15 protein-coding genes and 5 tRNA genes are annotated in these 17,689 nt (G+C 58.3%); 15 read left to right on the top strand and 5 right to left on the bottom strand.

Features of this window, described 5'->3' with window-relative positions; genetic code table 11:
• Positions 1-121: 121 nt before the first annotated feature.
• Positions 122-1,198 (bottom strand): GTP-binding protein, encoded by a 1,077-nt coding sequence (locus HMPREF2847_RS07650; protein ID WP_070852026.1) that lies wholly within the window; start codon positions 1,196-1,198, stop codon positions 122-124.
• Positions 1,199-1,487: 289 nt separating this feature from the next.
• Between HMPREF2847_RS07650 and HMPREF2847_RS07645 the strand changes: the two genes are divergently transcribed.
• From HMPREF2847_RS07645 to HMPREF2847_RS07635, 3 genes are all read left to right on the top strand, one after another.
• Complete coding sequence (locus tag HMPREF2847_RS07645) at positions 1,488-3,002, top strand: acetyl-CoA hydrolase/transferase family protein (RefSeq protein WP_070833915.1); 1,515 nt, start codon at positions 1,488-1,490, stop codon at positions 3,000-3,002.
• A gap of 204 nt (positions 3,003-3,206) precedes the next feature.
• Positions 3,207-4,145, top strand: coding sequence for a hypothetical protein (locus tag HMPREF2847_RS07640; RefSeq protein WP_070852025.1), 939 nt, complete (start codon positions 3,207-3,209; stop codon positions 4,143-4,145).
• Positions 4,146-4,240: 95 nt separating this feature from the next.
• Positions 4,241-5,257, top strand: coding sequence for a 3-isopropylmalate dehydrogenase (locus HMPREF2847_RS07635; protein ID WP_141765076.1), 1,017 nt, complete (start codon positions 4,241-4,243; stop codon positions 5,255-5,257).
• Between the two features lie 46 nt (positions 5,258-5,303).
• Here the strand turns inward: HMPREF2847_RS07635 and HMPREF2847_RS07630 are convergent, their stop codons facing one another.
• The gene (locus HMPREF2847_RS07630) at positions 5,304-5,957 is read right to left on the bottom strand and encodes a mycothiol transferase (RefSeq protein WP_070852023.1); all 654 of its coding nucleotides are present in this window, start codon (positions 5,955-5,957) and stop codon (positions 5,304-5,306) included.
• A gap of 61 nt (positions 5,958-6,018) precedes the next feature.
• Between HMPREF2847_RS07630 and HMPREF2847_RS07625 the strand changes: the two genes are divergently transcribed.
• The 3 genes from HMPREF2847_RS07625 to HMPREF2847_RS07615 all read left to right on the top strand — a co-directional run bounded on the left by HMPREF2847_RS07625 (position 6,019) and on the right by HMPREF2847_RS07615 (position 9,381).
• Positions 6,019-7,893, top strand: a complete 1,875-nt coding sequence (locus tag HMPREF2847_RS07625; RefSeq protein ID WP_070852022.1) for a DUF294 nucleotidyltransferase-like domain-containing protein — start codon at positions 6,019-6,021, stop codon at positions 7,891-7,893.
• A 46-nt stretch (positions 7,894-7,939) separates the two neighbouring features.
• A complete protein-coding gene (locus HMPREF2847_RS07620) occupies positions 7,940-8,527 on the top strand; it encodes a 3'-5' exonuclease (RefSeq protein WP_070852021.1) in 588 nt (195 codons plus the stop codon).
• Between the two features lie 65 nt (positions 8,528-8,592).
• Entirely contained in the window at positions 8,593-9,381 is a 789-nt protein-coding gene (locus HMPREF2847_RS07615; protein WP_048735367.1) for a fumarylacetoacetate hydrolase family protein, read from the top strand.
• Positions 9,382-9,400: 19 nt separating this feature from the next.
• Here HMPREF2847_RS07615 and HMPREF2847_RS07610 read toward each other — a convergent pair whose 3' ends face one another.
• Both HMPREF2847_RS07610 and HMPREF2847_RS07605 read right to left on the bottom strand, forming a co-directional pair.
• On the bottom strand, positions 9,401-10,633 hold the full coding sequence (locus tag HMPREF2847_RS07610) for an isochorismate synthase (protein ID WP_048735370.1): 1,233 nt from the start codon (positions 10,631-10,633) through the stop codon (positions 9,401-9,403).
• 56 nt (positions 10,634-10,689) lie between these two features.
• The gene (locus tag HMPREF2847_RS07605) at positions 10,690-11,412 is read right to left on the bottom strand and encodes an SDR family oxidoreductase (RefSeq protein WP_038629531.1); all 723 of its coding nucleotides are present in this window, start codon (positions 11,410-11,412) and stop codon (positions 10,690-10,692) included.
• On the opposite strand from HMPREF2847_RS07605, the gene HMPREF2847_RS07600 reads away from it, so the two are divergent.
• Together HMPREF2847_RS07600 and gltX are read left to right on the top strand one after the other, a co-directional pair.
• Positions 11,411-12,124, top strand: a complete 714-nt coding sequence (locus tag HMPREF2847_RS07600) for a TIM barrel protein (protein WP_246821984.1) — start codon at positions 11,411-11,413, stop codon at positions 12,122-12,124. The genes HMPREF2847_RS07605 and HMPREF2847_RS07600 overlap by 2 nt on opposite strands.
• Before the next feature lie 57 nt (positions 12,125-12,181).
• Positions 12,182-13,669, top strand: coding sequence for a glutamate--tRNA ligase (gltX, locus tag HMPREF2847_RS07595; RefSeq protein ID WP_070852019.1), 1,488 nt, complete (start codon positions 12,182-12,184; stop codon positions 13,667-13,669).
• Here gltX and HMPREF2847_RS07590 read toward each other — a convergent pair.
• Positions 13,653-15,065 carry a hypothetical protein gene (locus HMPREF2847_RS07590; protein ID WP_246821983.1) on the bottom strand — a complete coding sequence of 471 codons (1,413 nt, stop codon included), beginning with the start codon at positions 15,063-15,065 and terminating at the stop codon, positions 13,653-13,655. The two genes, gltX and HMPREF2847_RS07590, sit on opposite strands and share 17 nt — an antisense overlap.
• A gap of 295 nt (positions 15,066-15,360) precedes the next feature.
• Between HMPREF2847_RS07590 and HMPREF2847_RS07585 the strand changes: the two genes are divergently transcribed.
• The 7 genes from HMPREF2847_RS07585 to HMPREF2847_RS07555 all read left to right on the top strand — a co-directional run bounded on the left by HMPREF2847_RS07585 (position 15,361) and on the right by HMPREF2847_RS07555 (position 17,575).
• A tRNA-Gln gene (locus HMPREF2847_RS07585) sits at positions 15,361-15,432 on the top strand.
• A 49-nt stretch (positions 15,433-15,481) separates the two neighbouring features.
• Positions 15,482-15,554: transfer RNA gene (locus HMPREF2847_RS07580), tRNA-Glu, on the top strand.
• Positions 15,555-15,584: 30 nt separating this feature from the next.
• Positions 15,585-15,656 (top strand) — tRNA-Gln (locus HMPREF2847_RS07575).
• Positions 15,657-15,707: 51 nt separating this feature from the next.
• Positions 15,708-15,780: transfer RNA gene (locus HMPREF2847_RS07570), tRNA-Glu, on the top strand.
• Positions 15,781-15,856: 76 nt separating this feature from the next.
• The gene (locus tag HMPREF2847_RS07565) at positions 15,857-16,636 is read left to right on the top strand and encodes a tRNA threonylcarbamoyladenosine dehydratase (RefSeq protein WP_070852018.1); all 780 of its coding nucleotides are present in this window, start codon (positions 15,857-15,859) and stop codon (positions 16,634-16,636) included.
• Positions 16,636-17,418, top strand: a complete 783-nt coding sequence (locus HMPREF2847_RS07560) for a TatD family hydrolase (RefSeq protein WP_070852017.1) — start codon at positions 16,636-16,638, stop codon at positions 17,416-17,418. Before HMPREF2847_RS07565 ends, HMPREF2847_RS07560 begins: the two co-directional genes overlap by 1 nt.
• 84 nt (positions 17,419-17,502) lie before the next feature.
• Positions 17,503-17,575 (top strand) — tRNA-Glu (locus HMPREF2847_RS07555).
• The last annotated feature ends 114 nt before the right edge of the window (positions 17,576-17,689 follow it).

Genomic DNA, 17,689 nt, shown 5'->3' with positions numbered 1-17,689 from the left:
GTTTTGTCGCCTAACCTAGCATGCGCTAACAGCGTGTTGCCACACCCGCAGGTTGGGAAGTGATTCATGGCATAGTAATCGCTTCAGTTGGTTGTTTATCGGCGCTCTTCCAGGGGCTTTGCTACAGCAACTCCCGCACTTCTTCGTCGGTCAGCATGGCATCCTCGAATGCTTGCAGTGTGGCCTCTGGGTTAAATTTCACACCGATGAGTACGACCTCATTGGATGGTGGGACATCGGTCTGTGCCCACATGACAGCAGGGGTGATCTTCAGGTTCGGTCCCGCCTGACTCCACACGTGGGCGACTTCGAGGCGGTCGGAAATCCAGCAGTGCCCCTTGGATCGTACGAGGCCCTTTGTGCCGCGGAGGGCCTTGATTAGTCGTTCACGGTCGAAGGGGCGGTTGCCTCGGAAAACAACCGAAGAAATACCGTATTCTTCGGTCTCCGGCGTGTGGGGATTCGCAAGTTCTTCTGCATATCCGTGGAAAGTGGCCGCCGTGCCTTCGTCGTAAAGCGATGCGTCGAGAATGGCGGAGGTGGCGATTTCTCCGTTAGTCACGCGGACGATGCGTGCACGAGGGTTCATTGCGCGGATGGTTTCCTCGGTACCGCCGGTGAGCTTTTCGCCTGCGAGGTCGGATTTGGTGATGAGGATGAGATCGGCGAATTCCACCTGGTCGACAAGGAGGTCGGCGACCGTGCGTTCGTCGTCAGGCAGTGCACGCCCTTGGCGGAGGCTGTCGAGGAATGTGGAGGCGTCGACGAGCGTGACCATCGTGTCGATGGGGGCGATGTCGGCGAGGCGACGGCCGTCGTCGAATTCCCACTCGAAGGTAGCGGCGACTGGCATGGGTTCGGAGATGCCGGTGGATTCGATGACGATGTGCTCGAATTTGCCGCTGCGCGCGAGCTTGCCGACGTTTTCAACGAGGTCATCTCGCAGTGTGCAGCAGATGCAGCCGTTGGACATTTCGATGAAACGGTCTTCGCCGCGCTCGAGATATGTGCCCTGCTCGATCAGGGCGGCGTCGACGTTGACTTCCGAGAAGTCGTTGACGATGACCGCGATTTTGCGCCCCTGCGAGTTTGCCAGGAGGTTGTTCAGGAGGGTGGTCTTGCCGGCGCCGAGGAATCCGGACAGGACGGTGACGGGAGTGGTTGGGGTGTTGATATCAGAAAATTCGGTAGAAGTCACCCAACAAGACTAACGTACTGAAAATGATTATCAATAACGTGTGCGTGAATTAAGGCGCGGGGGAGGTTGTAAATGTGTCGCATGACTGATAATTGGCCAGCTGTGACGTAGGGCATAAAACGGTGTTGTAGTCGGTTTTAGTGGCGCGTGGAGCGTGCCTAAAACGGGGGCGCTTTCGGGCTTCTGAATGAAGGGCGCTAACCGCTTCGTTGATAGGGTTGGGGGTGTGCTTCGGTGTTCGAAGTGCTACCCCCGATAGTCGCGTTGGGGGATGCAGAAAGGTGAGTTCATGTCAGATCGTATTGCCCATGCCGGCCTCAAATCCAAGGTGATGACCGCGCAGGAGGCGGCACAGTTCATCAATCACGGAGATATGGTGGGCTTTGCCGGATTTACCGGCGCCGGTTATCCGAAGGTTGTTCCGCCGGCTCTCGCTGAGCGTATGGAGGCCGCTCACGAACGGGGTGACGAGTTCAAGATTAAGGTCTTGACCGGTGCTTCTACTGCTCCGGAGCTCGATGGCGTGTTGGCAAAGGCCAATGGTGTCGAGTGGCGCATGCCATACCAGTCTGATCCGACAATGCGTAGCCTCATTAATGCGGGCGACGCGTACTACAGTGATATTCACCTTTCGCACTCTGGTCCGATGACGGAGCAGGGCTTCTTTGGTCCGGTCAATGTTGCCGTCGTTGAAGCCGTTCGCATTAAGGCCGATGGCTCCCTGATTCTTTCCTCTTCGGTTGGTAATAGTGTTTCATATTTGAATGCCGCCGAGAAGATCATCATTGAGGTCAACTCCTGGCAATCTGAGGACCTCGAGGGCATGCATGATATCTACAGTGTCGGCCTGCCTCCGAACCGCAAGGAGATTCCGATTCTGACTCCGGGTGACCGTATTGGCACCCCGTATGTTCCGATTGATGTCGACAAGGTTGTTGCTGTCGTTGAGACTAACGCCGAGGATCGTAACTCGCCGTTCAAGCCGCTGGATGATGACTCTAAGGCCATTGCGGGTTACCTGCTCGACTTCCTCGATTGTGAGGTCAAGGCCGGACGTCTGCCGGAGAACCTGCTGCCGATGCAGTCGGGTGTCGGCAACATTCCAAACGCTGTGCTTGCGGGGCTGCTTGACTCCAAGTATGAGAACCTGACCTCCTTTACTGAGGTTATTCAGGATGGAATGATTAACCTGATGGATGCTGGCAAGCTGACCATGGCTTCCGGTACTGCTTTCTCGCTGTCTCCGGAATATGCAGCTCGAATGAATGAGAATGCTGCTGACTATCGTGACAAGATTGTGCTGCGTCCGCAGGATCTCTCCAATAACCCGGGGCTGACTCGCCGTATGGGTCTGATTGCCACTAACGGCATGATTGAGGCTGACATCTACGGTAATGTCAACTCCACTCACGTCGCTGGTTCGCGCTTGATGAACGGTATTGGTGGCTCTGGCGACTTCACCCGCAACGCCTACATTTCGTCGTTCGTGTCTCCGTCGCTGGCTAAGAATGGCAATATTTCTGCTATCGTGCCCATGGTCTCCCATGTTGACCACACTGAGCACGATGTGATGGTTATCATCACTGAGCAGGGTCTGGCTGACCTCCGTGGTCTGGCTCCACGTCAGCGCTCCCGCCTTATTATCGAGAAGTGTGCTCACCCGATGTACAAGGAGGCGCTGCTCGAGTACGTTGAGCGTGCTGAGAAGGCCACTCCGTACCTGCACACTCCGCATGACCTGGGTACTTCTTACGACTTCCACCGTCGCTTCCTTGAGAACGGCTCGATGAAGCCGGTCGACTAGGTTTCTAGTGCGGTTCCCGCTTTACGACGCCCGTCTCCAGTCTTTCAGGCTGGGGCGGGCGTCATTGGCATTGCAGGAAAGTGGCTCGACGTTCAAAAGGCGAGAACTCGTATCGGCGTAGGTAAGGGGGACTTGGATAAATGTGGCTATTATTGGGTGGGAAACAAAGATTTGCCTCGTGCATCCAAAGGAGGCCGAAGAGTTATGGCGCACGCCGATAAAAATTCGCTTGACGACGACAACCGGGCAACCGGTTCGGCCGGGATGTCTTCGACGCTGCGGGGGATTATCATTGTCGTCGCGCTGTTGGCAGTAATCGCAGTGTCCGTTGCTATCACTGTGGCTGTGCTCCGGGGAGGCGACACTGGTGAGAGAAAGATCTCGGGAGCGTCGACAAAGGCTTTGACATCTAGAGAGAGCATTCCAACATCGGGTGAAGAAAGCTCTGAAGAAACCCCGGAAGTCGATTCGGACGCGTTGCTAGAGGGCGCTGGTGTCAACGTTATTATGTCAGGGTCGGCGCCTGAGGCTGTGGAAACGTGGGGTGACTACCGTCTGGAGCGGTCGACGCACGAGAGAATTCGTGTGTTTGAGGGGCAGGGCCCAAGTCGAGCGACACGCGATGGTGGCGAGTGGCCCATGTCGATGAATTCCTGTGGTTCGGCGATGTATCTCGTGGTATTCCGTTCCGTGAACGAGGACGTATCTTTGAACGCGAGCCTGATTAATTCGGCGCAGCAAGTTGTCGCCTCGGAGAAGATCTCACAGGGCTGGATGCTGCTGACGAATTGCTCGACACCACAATGGGAGTTCCTGTCGTCGGTAGGGTTAAGTAACCTCGGCGATGTCGTGTACGACGTCCATGAATACTGGGAGTCAGCGTCGGCGCCGAGCGCGGGGGATGGGTATGCAGCCGGAAATCAGCCCGCAGCGCCGCCGACGGTGGTCAGGTGTCTCGAGGGTACTCCAGGTCCCGCCGAGTATAGCGATGGTTCGATTGGTTTTGCCCAGGAGTGCGTCGAAACACCTGAAGCGGAGCTGTCGCGACTGGGTGAGCGGTGCTGTGGCGGACTCGACGGACGCCAGCAATGTGGTGAAGAGCTTTGGCAGAAGTTGTGTAATTCGCCTCCGTCAAGTCAATGAGTTGAGTTCTCTCGGACCTAACCAATCCTGTCTGATAGGATTGGAGAGTCCATATAGTGAGAAGGGTATCTCAAAAAATGACTGAGGTAGGAAAGCTGAAGATCGCCGTCATCCCGGGTGATGGCATCGGCACGGAAGTTACGGCAGAGGCGCTGAAGGTGCTCAAGGCTGCTATCGGCGAGTTCGACACCACCGAGTACGACCTCGGCTCGCGTCGCTACTTGCGCAATGGTGAACTGCTTACCGACGCCGACCTCGACTCCCTGCGCGAGCACGACGCTATTCTGCTCGGTGCCATCGGTGACCCGGCGAACGTACCTCCGGGCGTTCTCGAGCGCGGCCTGCTGCTGAAGATGCGCTTCGCGCTGGATCACCACGTCAACCTGCGTCCTTCCAAGCTGTTCCCGGGTGTCGAGTCGCCGCTGAAGAACCCGGGCGAAATTGATTTCGTGGTTGTCCGCGAGGGAACCGAAGGTGCCTACACTGGTAACGGCGGCGCAATCCGTGTCGGCACGCCACACGAGGTTGCCAACGAGACCTCCGTCAATACCCGCTTCGGTGCTGAGCGCGTTGTTCGCTACGCCTTCGAGCTGGCTATGACCCGCCGTAAGAAGCTGACGCTTGTCCACAAGACCAATGTGCTGGTGCACGGCGGCGGTATGTGGCAGCGCACGGTCGACGAGGTCGCTAAGGAATACCCTGAGGTAGATGTCGATTACTCGCACATCGACGCTGCGACGATTTACCTCGTCACTAATCCTTCGCGTTTCGACGTCATCGTCACCGACAATCTCTTCGGTGACATCATTACTGATGAAGCTGGTGCAGTTTCGGGCGGTATCGGCCTGGCAGCGTCCGGCAACATTGATGCCTCCAATACCAACCCGTCTATGTTCGAGCCCGTTCACGGCTCCGCGCCCGACATTGCTGGCAAGGGGATCGCTGACCCGACCGCAGCTATTCTGTCGGGTGCCATGATGTTGCGCCACCTGGGTCGTGAGGAAGACGCCCAGCGCATCGAGGCTGCGGTGGAGGCCGATATGGCCAACCGTGGAAATGATCCAATTAAGACCACTGAAGTTGGCGACCGCATTGCTGCTGCTTTGAAGTAGCGCATGCGGTAGTGCAAACAGTAGTGCAGTAAAACAGGGGGAGGGGCTAGACAATCACAGTTTTGCCATCGACGGTAGTGATGTGAGTCTTACCGTCGGCGGTGTGCTCGATGAAGTCCGACGCATGTCCTACCTGGGCAAGCACATTGATGATGGTGTCAAGGGTGTGTGGGGATGAGCTTCCTGCGCCGCCATTGGAACCATTTCCTCCCAGCCCTGCCACCAACGCATCCCTCGTAATCTCCGCATGTCCCAGGTGCTGAGCCGCCTCGTGGAAGACATGCACAATCACGCCTTCGATGCTGCCGCACCACCAACGGTCCTTATCGGTAGGAATCGCAGCAGGAGCACCAGCGCGGTCCACGCCTTGCAGCTCCACCAGCGCGGATTCAATAGCCGCGCGATCACGGTGGTAAATCTCCAGCCCTTCCGAAACACTGCAATGAGCAGAAAACTCCCCATCTCGATCACGGACATAGTCGCGCCCAAGGCAGACGCGCTCGAGCCAGTACCTCGCTGATCCAGTCACATGCCGTAGTAGCACTGCCAGGGAGTTAATGGCTGGGATGGGGAGGGTTGCGTTGAAGGTCTCGTCGTCAAGCGTGGCGACGAGTGCCGCGAGCTTGTCCATCCTGCCGAGGATGTGGGCATCGAGTGGCCATTCGGGATTTGTGGAAGCGCTGTGTGTGGAATCGGTCATAAGGTCGAGTATTCCCGCAAATCACTCCTATTGGGGCCAAAAATAGGGGATAATTGACCCCATGACCGTCGAGCTTGCGGAAATCGCAGACTTCCTCAGCCGCACTCGCCCGTTTTCGGACCTTACCGATGAAGAGCGCGCGACTATCCCACCGCTTTTGACCATGCGCTATGCCCGTCGTGGCACGGAGATTATCCGGGCGGGTGCGGATAACAATAGCTGTTTCATTATTCGCTCCGGCATGGTGGATCTCTTCGACCCAGCTGGCACGCTGCTGGACAGACGAGATGTGGGAGATCATTTCGGCTATTCGACGCTGCTGAGCAGTGACCCTTCGCTATACACGATGACGGCGGTGGAGGACTGCGTATTCCTGGTGATCTCCAAGGAGGTCTTTAACCAGCTCAATGACCAGTTCGTAGAGGTCCGGCGCTATTACGGCGGTGAGAACGCGCGCATTCGCGCAGTGGCATCGAAGTTGCGGAGCACTGCGGCATCGGAGTCGTTGCGTACACGGGTTGCGGACCTAATGGAAACGTCGCTGGTGACCTGCAGCGCCGATGCGACAGTGCAAGAGGCGGCGCAGATTATGACGGAGTGGAATGTCTCCAGTTTGCTCGTGATGGAGTCTGCAGGCGCCAACCAGAGCCCGCTCGTCGGCATCATCACGGACCGCGACCTCCGTCGTCGAGTGCTGGCGAAGGCCAAGCCAGCGGAGAGTCTCGTAAGCGAAGTGATGACCGGAAACCCGGAAACCATCAGTCCCGATCTGTTGGTTTTTGAAGCAATGCTGCTGATGGCCGAGCGCGGTTACCATCATCTGCCGGTGCACGATGGGACGAGAGTGGTCGGCATGATTGTCATTGGTGACCTCCTGCGCAGTCTGCACACCGATCCCGTGTACGCGACGGCGACGCTGGCGCGAAAGAGTGATATTTCAGAGATCGCGGAGATTGCTCAGAACGCGCGGCGAATTGTCGGCCGGTTCATTGACCGGGGTGACTCGGGGGAGGAGGTCGCCAAGCTGCTGACTGCCGTGGCCGATGCTGTCACTCGCCGTCTGGTCACGCTTGCTGAGGAAAAGCTCGGGCCACCGCCAGTCAGCTACGCGTTTGCGGTATTGGGCTCGCACGGGCGCGGGGAGATGGGGCTCGCGTCCGATCAAGACAATGCGCTGGTTCTCGCCGACGACTACGACGCCGACGCTCACGCTGACTATTTCGCCGCGCTTAGCGACGAGGTTTGTACTAACCTCGACCGAGTCGGTTATCCGCTCTGCCCAGGGGACATGATGGCCAGCAACCCTGCGTGGCGGATGACCAAGTCGCAGTGGCTGCGCACTTTCCACGGGTGGATTACGGCACCGGAGGCGGAGGCGCTGCTACATGCACAGACCTTCTTCGACATGCGTGGGGTGGCGGGCGACGTGCAACTAGTGGAGGAACTGCGCGCCGCCTACCTTCCGCTGGCGCAGGGAGCGCAGCGCCTGCACGCGCACTTGGCCAAACTCGCGGCCTGGCGGGAGCCGCCGCTCGGCTTCTTCCGTGGCCTGGTGCTGGAAAAGGGCGGCGAGCACGCGGAAACCCTGGACATCAAGAAGGGAGGAACTGCTGCTGTGGTGCAGATGGCGCGTCTATTTGCTGTGGCAGCCGGTCTGCCACAGCTGTCGACACGTGAGCGTTTGGCAGCAAGTGCCGGAGCCGGAAGCGTGAGTCGCCAAGGTGCTCAGGACCTTGCGGATGCGTTCGAGTTCCTGTGCACGGTGCAGCTTCATCACCAGCAGGCCCAGTTCAACGCCGGCACCCAGCCGAATAACCACATCTACCCGAAGCGCCTATCAAGCCTGGAACGGGAGCACCTGCGCGATGCGTTTGGTGTTATCCGCAAGTTGCAGCAGAGTCTCGGGGCGAAGTATCCCATCCGGGCGATGTCGTAGTTTAGTTGTGTGAGTTAGTTGTGTGAGTTAGCTGTGTGAGCACGCAATGTTGAAGTTTTTCAAACCCCGCAAGAAACTCCTGGACACGCCTATCCGCGATAATGCGTGGCTTGCGGTCGATGTGGAAACCACAGGTCTGGAGCCTGCCAAAGATCAGCTGCTTTCCATCGGCTGGGTTGCCGTCGAAGGCCGCGACATCGTCCTGGAAGAGTCGGGTCATCTTCTCATCCGCCCAGAGCGCGAGGAGGTGAGCGTCGGCGAGTCGGCGACGGTGCATGGGCTTACCGACGACATGGTCGCAACCGGGGTAGAGGCAGAGGTGGCCGTCGGCAAGCTGTTAGAAGCTCTACGGGGACGGAAGCTGCTGGCGCACTACGCGCGGATGGAAGTTGGTTTCCTGGATCCGTTGTGCCGGAAGTACTTTGATGCGCGCTTTGATGTGCCGGTGGCGGACACGATGACACGCGAGTACGACGCGATTCTGCGAGCCAACCGCGAGCCGGTCCGTGACGAGCTGCGGTTGTGGTCACTGTGCGACAAGTACGGCATTCCCCGTTTTAAGGCCCATCATGCGTTCAACGATGCGCTGGCTTGTGCGTTGGTGTGGCTTGCGCAGGAATCGCGCGGAGTTTAAATCGTACGTGTTTGAGAGTGGGGGTCATTGCATAATTATCGCAATGTGACGTGTACCCTATTTTTATGCGTATTGCTCGAATCGCCCACCCAGAGGGCATGTGCTTCGCGCTCGTCGAGGGCGAAGGCAATGAAGTTACTTTGCACGAGATCGAAGGGCACCCTTTCGGTCAGCTGAATAAGACTGGTCGTTCCTGGCCGCTTGCCGACGTACGTCTGCTTGCCCCGATGCTGCCGTCGAAGGTCATCGCTATTGGTCGTAACTACGCTGACCACGTCGCCGAGGTGTTCAAGAAGTCGGCAGAATCGCTGCCGCCGACGATGTTCATTAAGCCGCCGACGGCCGTTATTGGTCCGGAAGCGCCGATTCGCATTCCGGATTTCGCCACTAACGTCGAGTTTGAGGGCGAGCTGGCACTGGTTATTGGTAAGCCGTGCAAGAACGTCAAGAAGGAAAACGCTCACGATGTGATCTTCGGATACACCATCGTCAATGATGTTTCTTCCCGTGACCTGCAGTTCGCCGACGGTCAGTGGGCACGCGCAAAGGGCATCGATACCTTCTGCCCGCTGGGCCCGTGGATCCAGACGGAGCTGGACTACAACGAGCTGCCAATCAAGGCGCACCTGACTCACGAGGGTGTTACCGAGACTAAGCAGGACTCCAACTCCAACCAGATGATTATGTCCATCCCGGAGGTCATCGAGTTCATCACCGCCTCGATTACACTGCTGCCGGGTGACGTCATCTGCACCGGCTCCCCGGCCGGTACCGCTGCGATGTTCCCGGGCGACCGCATCGAAATCGAGATTCCGGGTATTGGCAAGCTGGCCAACCCGGTGGAGCGGGCTTAAGCCGCTAGGGGCTAGGGGCTTAAGCGCCCTTAACTCCAAAAGCGCGGAGCACAGTGCCCATCTTGGCGCTGGTCTCCGTGACTTCTTCTTCTGGGTCGGAGTGCGACACAATGCCGCCTCCGGCCCATAGTCGTGCCACGGACCCCTCAGTGTCGATTTCGGCACAGCGAATGGAGACCACGAACTCACCATCGCCATTCTCATCGCACCAGCCGACAGCGCCGGAGTAGAAGCCCCGGTCGGTTTCCACGGCCTGGATGACACCGAAGGCGGATTCCGTTGGCGTGCCACAAATGGCAGGTGTTGGGTGCACCACCAGTGCCAAATCCAGCGCGGACAGCGACGGATCCTTCAATCGACCGCGGATATGCGTGGCCAAGTGCCACATCTCGGCGGTGCTCATCAGTTCGGGGCTGTCCGGAACATCCAGCGAACTGCACAGCGGCGCCAGATTGTCGGCGATGTCATCGACAACGAAGGCGTGTTCATCCAGGTTCTTGCGCGAGTCCGCTAAACGACGAGCCGACGCCCGGTCCGCGTCTTCATTCCGGGATCTCGGCAGCGACCCGGCCAAGGGAAATGCCTCGACGATGTCACCCGTACGGCGGACCAGCATTTCCGGGGAGGAACCGATGAGCAACTTGCCCTCATAATCGGAACCGGCGGGAGAGAGATCCACGACAAAGCCATCGCGGTTGGGGGATCCGTCGATAAGCCGCGATGCGAGTAGGAGTGGGTCAATCGGGGGATCGATTTCGAGTTCCACAGCGCGCGCGAGCACGACCTTTTCCAGCGCCGAGTACTCGATGGTGCGGATGGCTGCGGCGATGCGCTCAGCGTGCTCATCGAGCGGGGGATCGTAAGCGACGATGCTGGCGTGAGGCTTCGGTGCGTTCCAGCGGTAGTGCGCGGGTGGCTCCAGCGGCTGCGAGGAGCGGATGACTTCCCGGGGAACGGTCAGGGCGGCGGGCTTGTCCAAGTCGAAGGGCAGGGCGCCGACCACCATTTTGTGAATGCCCGAGTGCAGTCCCTCGGCTGCGAGCCAGGGGTCGGAAATCTGCTCTTCAATACCTTGCGTGCGGATGGAGCCGTGCGCACGGGAGAGCAAAAAATCAGGAGCGGTGGTTGGGCGGGACGTGTCCCAGCGCGTCGAACGTTTCGGAGTCGCTGCAGGCTCGTTCGACGGGTGAGAGTTTTCCTGCTGCTCTTCTTCGTTTCCGCCGCCCAGAGAGGGGTGGTTTTCCATGGACATAGCCCTAACCCGCCTCCTCAATCTAAACCCAGTTGTGCTCCAGTTTAAGGGGCAGGCTAACCCCTGCCCAAAAAGGGCATACCCGCAGCGGTAATCGTAAGCTGATCGATGACGGCACCTGCCGGCAGATTCGCGGCGTAGAGGAAAGTTTCCGCAGCCTGCTTGGCATCGAACATCGGCTCGCTGCCTGTGAACGTCCCCAACAGGTCAGTTTGCGCATTGCCAATATCAATGCGCGTTGCCGTGATGCCATACTCGCGTCCGTCGAGGGCAAGCACGTGGGTCATTCCGGCGAGCGCGCTTTTCGACGTCGCGTACGCCGCCGTGTGTGCTCTCGGCACCTGCGCTGCGATAGAACAATTGACCAGGATTCGGCCGCCCGCTTGCTCTGTCTTCCCCTCGCACCCCGCCTTCATCCGCGAAAAAGCCTCGCGTGCACACAGGTACGAGCCGACCACATTCGTATCGATGACCGCCCGGAAGTCTTCAATGTCGGTCTCTCCGAACTCCGCGGGCGTGCCGGGCAGCCCCGCATTGAGCACCGCAACATCGATGGTTCCCGTAGCCACCTGCGCGTTCTCAAACATCGCACGGACCTGTTCGGGGTCGGTGATGTCACACCTGGAGTAGGTGATGTTGTCCGCTTCGGCGGCAACAGTCTCGAGCGCGTCGATACGCCTGCCGCAGATATGCACGTGCCAGCCATCGGCGGCGAAAGCCAGAGCAATTTCGCGACCAATGCCCGCGCCGCCACCAGTTACTACTACCGTTTTGGTCATGAGCACCATTATTAACTGTTCTACGGTCTACGCACACATGTCCCCGCACGACGCCGTCAACGCCGCGCGTGACGACGGCTACGCGGCCGTGGAATTCTGGTGGCCATTTGACCTCGCAGTGCCCGCACCCGATGAGGTTTCCGCTTTTTGTGACCTCTTTGACGACAGCCTTGGTCTTTATGCCATGAACCTGTGGGGAGGGGACATGGCAGCGGGACAGCGGGGAGTGCTCGATACAGACGGGTTGCCTGCCGGACACTTGGAAGCAGTGAGCCAGATCGCGCGAGCCACGGGGCTGAAATGCTCTAACGTGCTGCTGGGGCGCTCGGAGGAGCTAACGGACTTGCAGGTGCAGAGGCTAACTGAGATCACTGCCCAGCTGGAGCTCAGCGGCGTTCGCGCGCTGATTGAGCCACTGTCCGGGATGAGCGACTATCCCATTACCGATCCCTGGCAGGCCGAGGAGTTAGCGCAACAGACTGGTGCTGGCGTGCTCGCGGACTTTTACCACTTTGCGGCCAATGGCGTGGACGTGGATGCCTGGCTCGCTGATGTGGAGACCGGAAGAGTGAGTCTGCCGGCGCACGTCCAGATTGCCGATTTCCCAGGCCGCGGCGCGCCGGGCACCGGCGAGGTGCCGCTGCGCAGCTGGGTTGAGCGGCTGCGCGCCGCTGGATACGCCAGTGAGGTGGCTGGGGAATGGACTCTGTAACCCTATGTAAAACCCTATGCATGCCTGCAGGTGGGAGGGCGGGTATCGTGGGAAAGCATGTCAGATGTTCGCGTACGCTTTTGCCCGTCGCCAACCGGTACCCCGCACGTTGGCCTCATCCGCACCGCCCTGTTCAACTGGGCATATGCCCGTCACACTGGTGGCAAGCTGGTCTTCCGCATCGAAGATACCGATGCCGCTCGCGACTCCGAAGAGTCCTATCAGGCAATCATCGAGGCCCTGAATTGGCTCGGTATTGACTGGGACGAGGGCATCGATGTCGGTGGTCCGCACGGCCCGTACCGCCAGTCGCAGCGCAAGGACATCTACGCCGATGTGTTGCAGCGCCTCATTGACGCTGGTGAAGCTTACGAGGCCTTTTCCACCGCTGAAGAGGTTGAGGAGCGCCACAAGGCCGCCGGCCGTGACCCGAAGCTGGGCTACGACAACTACGACCGCAACCTGACCGAGGAGCAGAAGGAAGCCTTCCGTGCAGAGGGTCGCAAGCCGGTGATCCGCCTGCGCATGCCGGACGAGGACATTGTCTTCGAGGACCTCGTTCGCGGTCGCATTGAGTTCAAGGCCGGCCTGGTTCCGGACTTTGTCATCGCCCGCTCCAACGGTGAACCGCTCTACACCCTGGTTAACCCGGTGGATGACGCTCTGATGGAGATCACTCACGTCCTGCGTGGTGAGGACCTGCTGCCATCGACTCCGCGTCAGATTGCTCTCTACGAGTCGCTGAAGCGCATCGGTGTCGCCAAGTTCACTCCGGAGTTCGGCCACCTGCCGTTCGTGATGGGCGAGGGCAACAAGAAGCTGTCCAAGCGCGACCCACAGTCCAACCTCTTCATCCACCGCGATAACGGTTTCATTCGCGAGGGTCTGCTGAACTACCTGGCTCTGCTGGGTTGGTCTATGGACGGTGATCAGGACATCTTCACAATGGACGAGATGGTCAAGGCCTTCGACATCCACGATGTGCTGTCCAACCCGGCCCGCTTCGACCAGAAGAAGGCCGACGCTATCAACGCTGACCACATCCGCATGCTCGATCCGAAGGACTTCGAACAGCGTCTGCGCGCCTACCTGGAAAGCCACTTTGACTTCCCGGACGACTACCCGGCGGATAAGTTCGCTTTCCTGGCAACGCTGCTGCAGACCCGTGTGAAGACGCTTTCCGACGCCTGGGACCTCTCGAAGTTCCTGGTTGTGGAAGAGGACGAGTTCACCTTCGATGAGCGCTCGGCACGCCGTAACTTCAAGGAAGACGCCGTCGCTGTCCTGGAGGCCACCATTGCAGCTGTGGAGCCGCTCAGCGAAGAGGACTTCGTCACCGAGAAGCTCGAAGCTGCACTTCAGAAGGCCCTCATCGAGGACCTGGAGCTGAAGCCACGCAAGGCCTTTGGCCCGGTGCGCGTGGCTGTAACTGGTGCTCAGGTATCGCCGCCGCTGTTCGAGTCCATGGAGCTGCTTGGCCGCAGCCGAAGCCTGAGTCGACTGCGCAAGGCTCTCGAGGTCACTCCTTTTACTGCTGCTCAGTAAAGAGTGCGAGCTGGGCTGAGCGAAGCAGGTTCGTGTAAGAGCCCGCTTCCTTGCCCACCTTTTGCGGGTCGCGGTTCAGCATATTCATGGAGGTTTCGCGGTAGTCCTTGACCAGCGCCCCCATGTGGTTGTTGAAGAACTCGTGCCAGTCAGTTCCCCAGTAGACCGTGCCGTCCTCGTTTCGCTTGAGCAGTGCGGCAAATGCGTACACGAGCGGGTAGATGAACCCGTCCGGAATCGCGTAGCCGATGGGCTGGCGGTAGAACTTCGAGTACTTCTGTGAAGTCTTGCCAGTCCGCGGATTCTTCTTGTTGGCCTTGTCAACAGCATCAATGCCGCCGAATTTGCCGCCGCTCTTGTTGTAGAGATCGGGTAGCTCCGCGTTGATGCGCTCGAAGATATCGATGAAGTCACGCGAGAGGTTCAAGGCACTGCGGACCTTCTCGTTGTAGAGAACGACCTCTTCGGTGCGCTCATTGATGCTTTCAGTGCTGGGCTTAGTGACCTCCGGGGAACTCATGACATCCTCGAAGCGGTCAAGCAGCTTGGCCTTGCCGGAGTAGAGGCTGGTAGGGGTCGGTGCTTCAATCTGCTTGCCGTCGGCATCCTTCGGCAGGTCAATGCAGGACAGTGGAATCCACGCCATAGCGATGACATCGCCCACCTTTAGTCGACCAGTATCGTTGGTGCGCCACTGCACGTTGTCGCTAATTCCCTGCGGCAGAGCATGCTTCAGATCGTCAAAGTAGCCGGCACGATTGAGCTTTGCTTCCGCCTTGAGCTCCGCATTGTTGTTGCGGGCGGCACAGATATCGAGCAGAGCATCGGAGAAGTCCTGCACAGTGTCTTCGTCCCGAGCACCGGGCACGAGTACCTCTACCGGAACCTTGGCATCAAGCTCGGTGAGGCTTGCGTCGGCAAGCAATTCCTCGATTCCCTCGGAGCGCTCCATCCAGACCTCCTTCATTTCGGACCACGTCTTGATTTTGCGGCTAGGCGGTGGAGTGAGCTTGCCCAGGACGAACAGCGCAATAGCCAGCGAGTTGTGGCCGCCGTCGAGGATGCCTTCGATGTGACGGTTGCTGAAGGTGAAGCGGTAGAGACTGTCTTCACTGGTGAACTGAGTGGAGGCCAGGAGCACACCCTTGGACTTGTAGGCGAAGAGCTCCGGCGTGGTGTCGATGGTTTCCATGATGGCATCGGTGATGCGGCCGGTGCGGGACACGCGTGGGTTGGCATCGAGGTTGAGAGCCGAGATGATTTTCGCGAACTGACGGATAGTGACAGTGCCAATGACACGACCGATGGTGCCGTTCATTTGCTCCGTGATGTCGGAGAACTCCAGCTCGAGCGTGACGGGGGCGGCTGCTGTTGTCGTTGTTGTGAGGGAAGTCATGATGATTGCCTTTCAGGTCTGTTTTTGATGTGCGGCGGCTGTTTGCCAGCCGCTTCACCACGAAGTGTCTCCTGAAGGGCGGATCGGCTTTGAGCTGCGATCGAATGGGCTTTCGATCTGGGACTGCGTTAGTTAGATGCACTGCATTGGTTATGCATTGGTTATGCGCTCTGCTGAGGTGGGCTGTGGGGAACTCGCGAATTTAAACGAACCTTTGACAACGAACCTTTGACCAGGTGATTTGCTCTTGTTCACGCCAATTGGCTATATTATTCCTCGTTGCGTTCAGCAGCGATGGCCTATGGTGTAATTGGCAACACAACGGTTTCTGGTACCGTCATTCTAGGTTCGAGTCCTGGTAGGCCAGCAGTGAAGAAGTTCATTGTTGAATGTATTCACTAACTGCAAAGTTCTAAGCCCCGTTCGTCTAGCGGCCTAGGACGCCGCCCTCTCACGGCGGTAACACGGGTTCAAATCCCGTACGGGGTACAAAGACAGCGTGAAAACGCCAGTCTTTATTGGCCTATGGTGTAATTGGCAACACAACGGTTTCTGGTACCGTCATTCTAGGTTCGAGTCCTGGTAGGCCAGCGGAATTCGCTTGGTTAGTCTCTTGATTAGTTGAGTCGAATTCAGTTCTAAGCCCCGTTCGTCTAGCGGCCTAGGACGCCGCCCTCTCACGGCGGTAACACGGGTTCAAATCCCGTACGGGGTACAAAGATACTCCCCAGTCAGTCGGCTGGGGAGTTTTTGTTTTTTAAGAATCGAAGCGACTATGACCAGGGGCGACTATGACCAGTGAACGTTTCGCGCGGCTGAAACTTCTCCTAGGAGAGGAGGGACTGGAAACGTTGGCTGGTTCTACCGTCATGGTTGTCGGACTCGGAGGCGTGGGGTCGAGCTGTGCCGAAGCTCTCGCGAGAGGTGGCGTGGGCAACCTCATCTTGATCGACGGCGACGTCGTGGAGCCGAGCAATCTCAACCGTCAGGCGTTGGCATTTGTCTCCACGATTGGTCGGGTCAAAGCCGAGGTCATGGAGGCGATGGTTGCCGATATCAACCCGGATTGTACGACCTATGCACGCCAGATTTTTCTCACACGCGAAAACCTGTCAGAGACCTTCGAGCAGTTCCCGCGTCCGGATTACATCATCGACGCTATCGACGATGTCACCGGGAAAATTGAGATCGCGCAGTGGTGCGCGGAAAATCGTATCCACCTCATTTCCGCTATGGGCGGCGGAAATAAGCTCGACCCATCTCGGCTGACCTTCTCAAAAATCAATAAGACAAAGGTCTGTCCGCTGGCGAAGGTCGTCCGTCAGGTGTGTATCCGCCGACGCATTCGCGGTCTTGAAGTGCTGTACTCCTCCGAAGAACCAGTGAGAATTGCGGACAAAGGCAGCGGCACCAAAGCGGAAACCCTCGGTACCATGAGCTACATACCGCCAATCATGGGGCAGATGCTGGCCGGAAAGGTCATTCGCCGTCTGCTCGGTTTCGAGGAAACCCCGCTGGCCCTGCGGATCGGCGGTCCGGCCGACGAAAACCAGCCACCAACGGAAAAATAATGCGGCTCATCGATACCCATTTTCACTATGATTTCCTGCCACCGGCGTCGCGCGAGCGCTTCAAAGCCGGTATCGCGCGGGCAGGAGTAGAGATCATCGCGCAGACGGTTCGGCCCTCCGGATTTATCGAGCTAGAGGGCGAAAACCTACCCATGGTCGCCGTGGGCTATCACCCGTGGCACATCGATGATAATTACGAGCGTGAGCTCGAGATCTTTCGCGAGGCCCTTCCACGCACCCGTTTCGTCGGCGAGATTGGCTTGGACTTCGCGCCCCGCAGGCTTGACGATGTTTCCGCCGAGGCTCAAATCCATGTCCTCACCAGCATCCTGGATGCTGTCCGAGCCTCGAGTCTGTCCCATATCCTGTCCATTCACACGGTTCGCAGCGCTGATATGGTCCTCGACCTGCTGGAACTGCGCTTGGACTCCGACAAAGGGGTAGTGCCCGCTAAGGGTTTCGTACCGATCTTTCACCGCTTCGGTGGCACCAGCGATGAGCTGACCAGGCTCATCCGCGCCGGTGGTTATATCTCCGTCAATCCGCTCATGTTGCGGACAAAGCGCGGTCGGGCCTATGTGGCGCAGGTTCCCGTCGATAGGCTTTTGCTGGAGACTGACCTTCCGCGCGAGCCTGGAAGCGGTGACGCGGCGGAGGTGGTCGCTGCAGGGGTAATCGCTGCATTGCGGGAAACTGTCGCAGAGGTTGCGGCGCTGCGAAGAATGGATGAAGCGGAGCTTAAAAACGCACTGGCAAAAAATGCGGAAGCACTTGGAATTTAGCGCTCTGGCCTGGCGATTTGCAGTTACTATCCACGTCTAGTGTATTGTTTAACAAGTCCGCAGCGCGCGGATGAAAAGTTCTAAGCCCCGTTCGTCTAGCGGCCTAGGACGCCGCCCTCTCACGGCGGTAACACGGGTTCAAATCCCGTACGGGGTACAAAGATATACAAAGACAAGAGCCTTCACTCGTAATCGAGTGGAGGCTTTTGTTTTTTTCCGAAACAAACACGGCAAGTAGGGGTTAAGTAAAGAAAAGTGTGTCTTTTCCGGG

The organism is Corynebacterium sp. HMSC074C03 (assembly GCF_001838285.1).
GTDB classification, from domain to species: Bacteria; Actinomycetota; Actinomycetes; order Mycobacteriales; family Mycobacteriaceae; genus Corynebacterium; species Corynebacterium amycolatum.
Note: the sequence above shows the minus strand (reverse complement) of the source record. Positions and strands in the feature narration are given on the sequence as shown.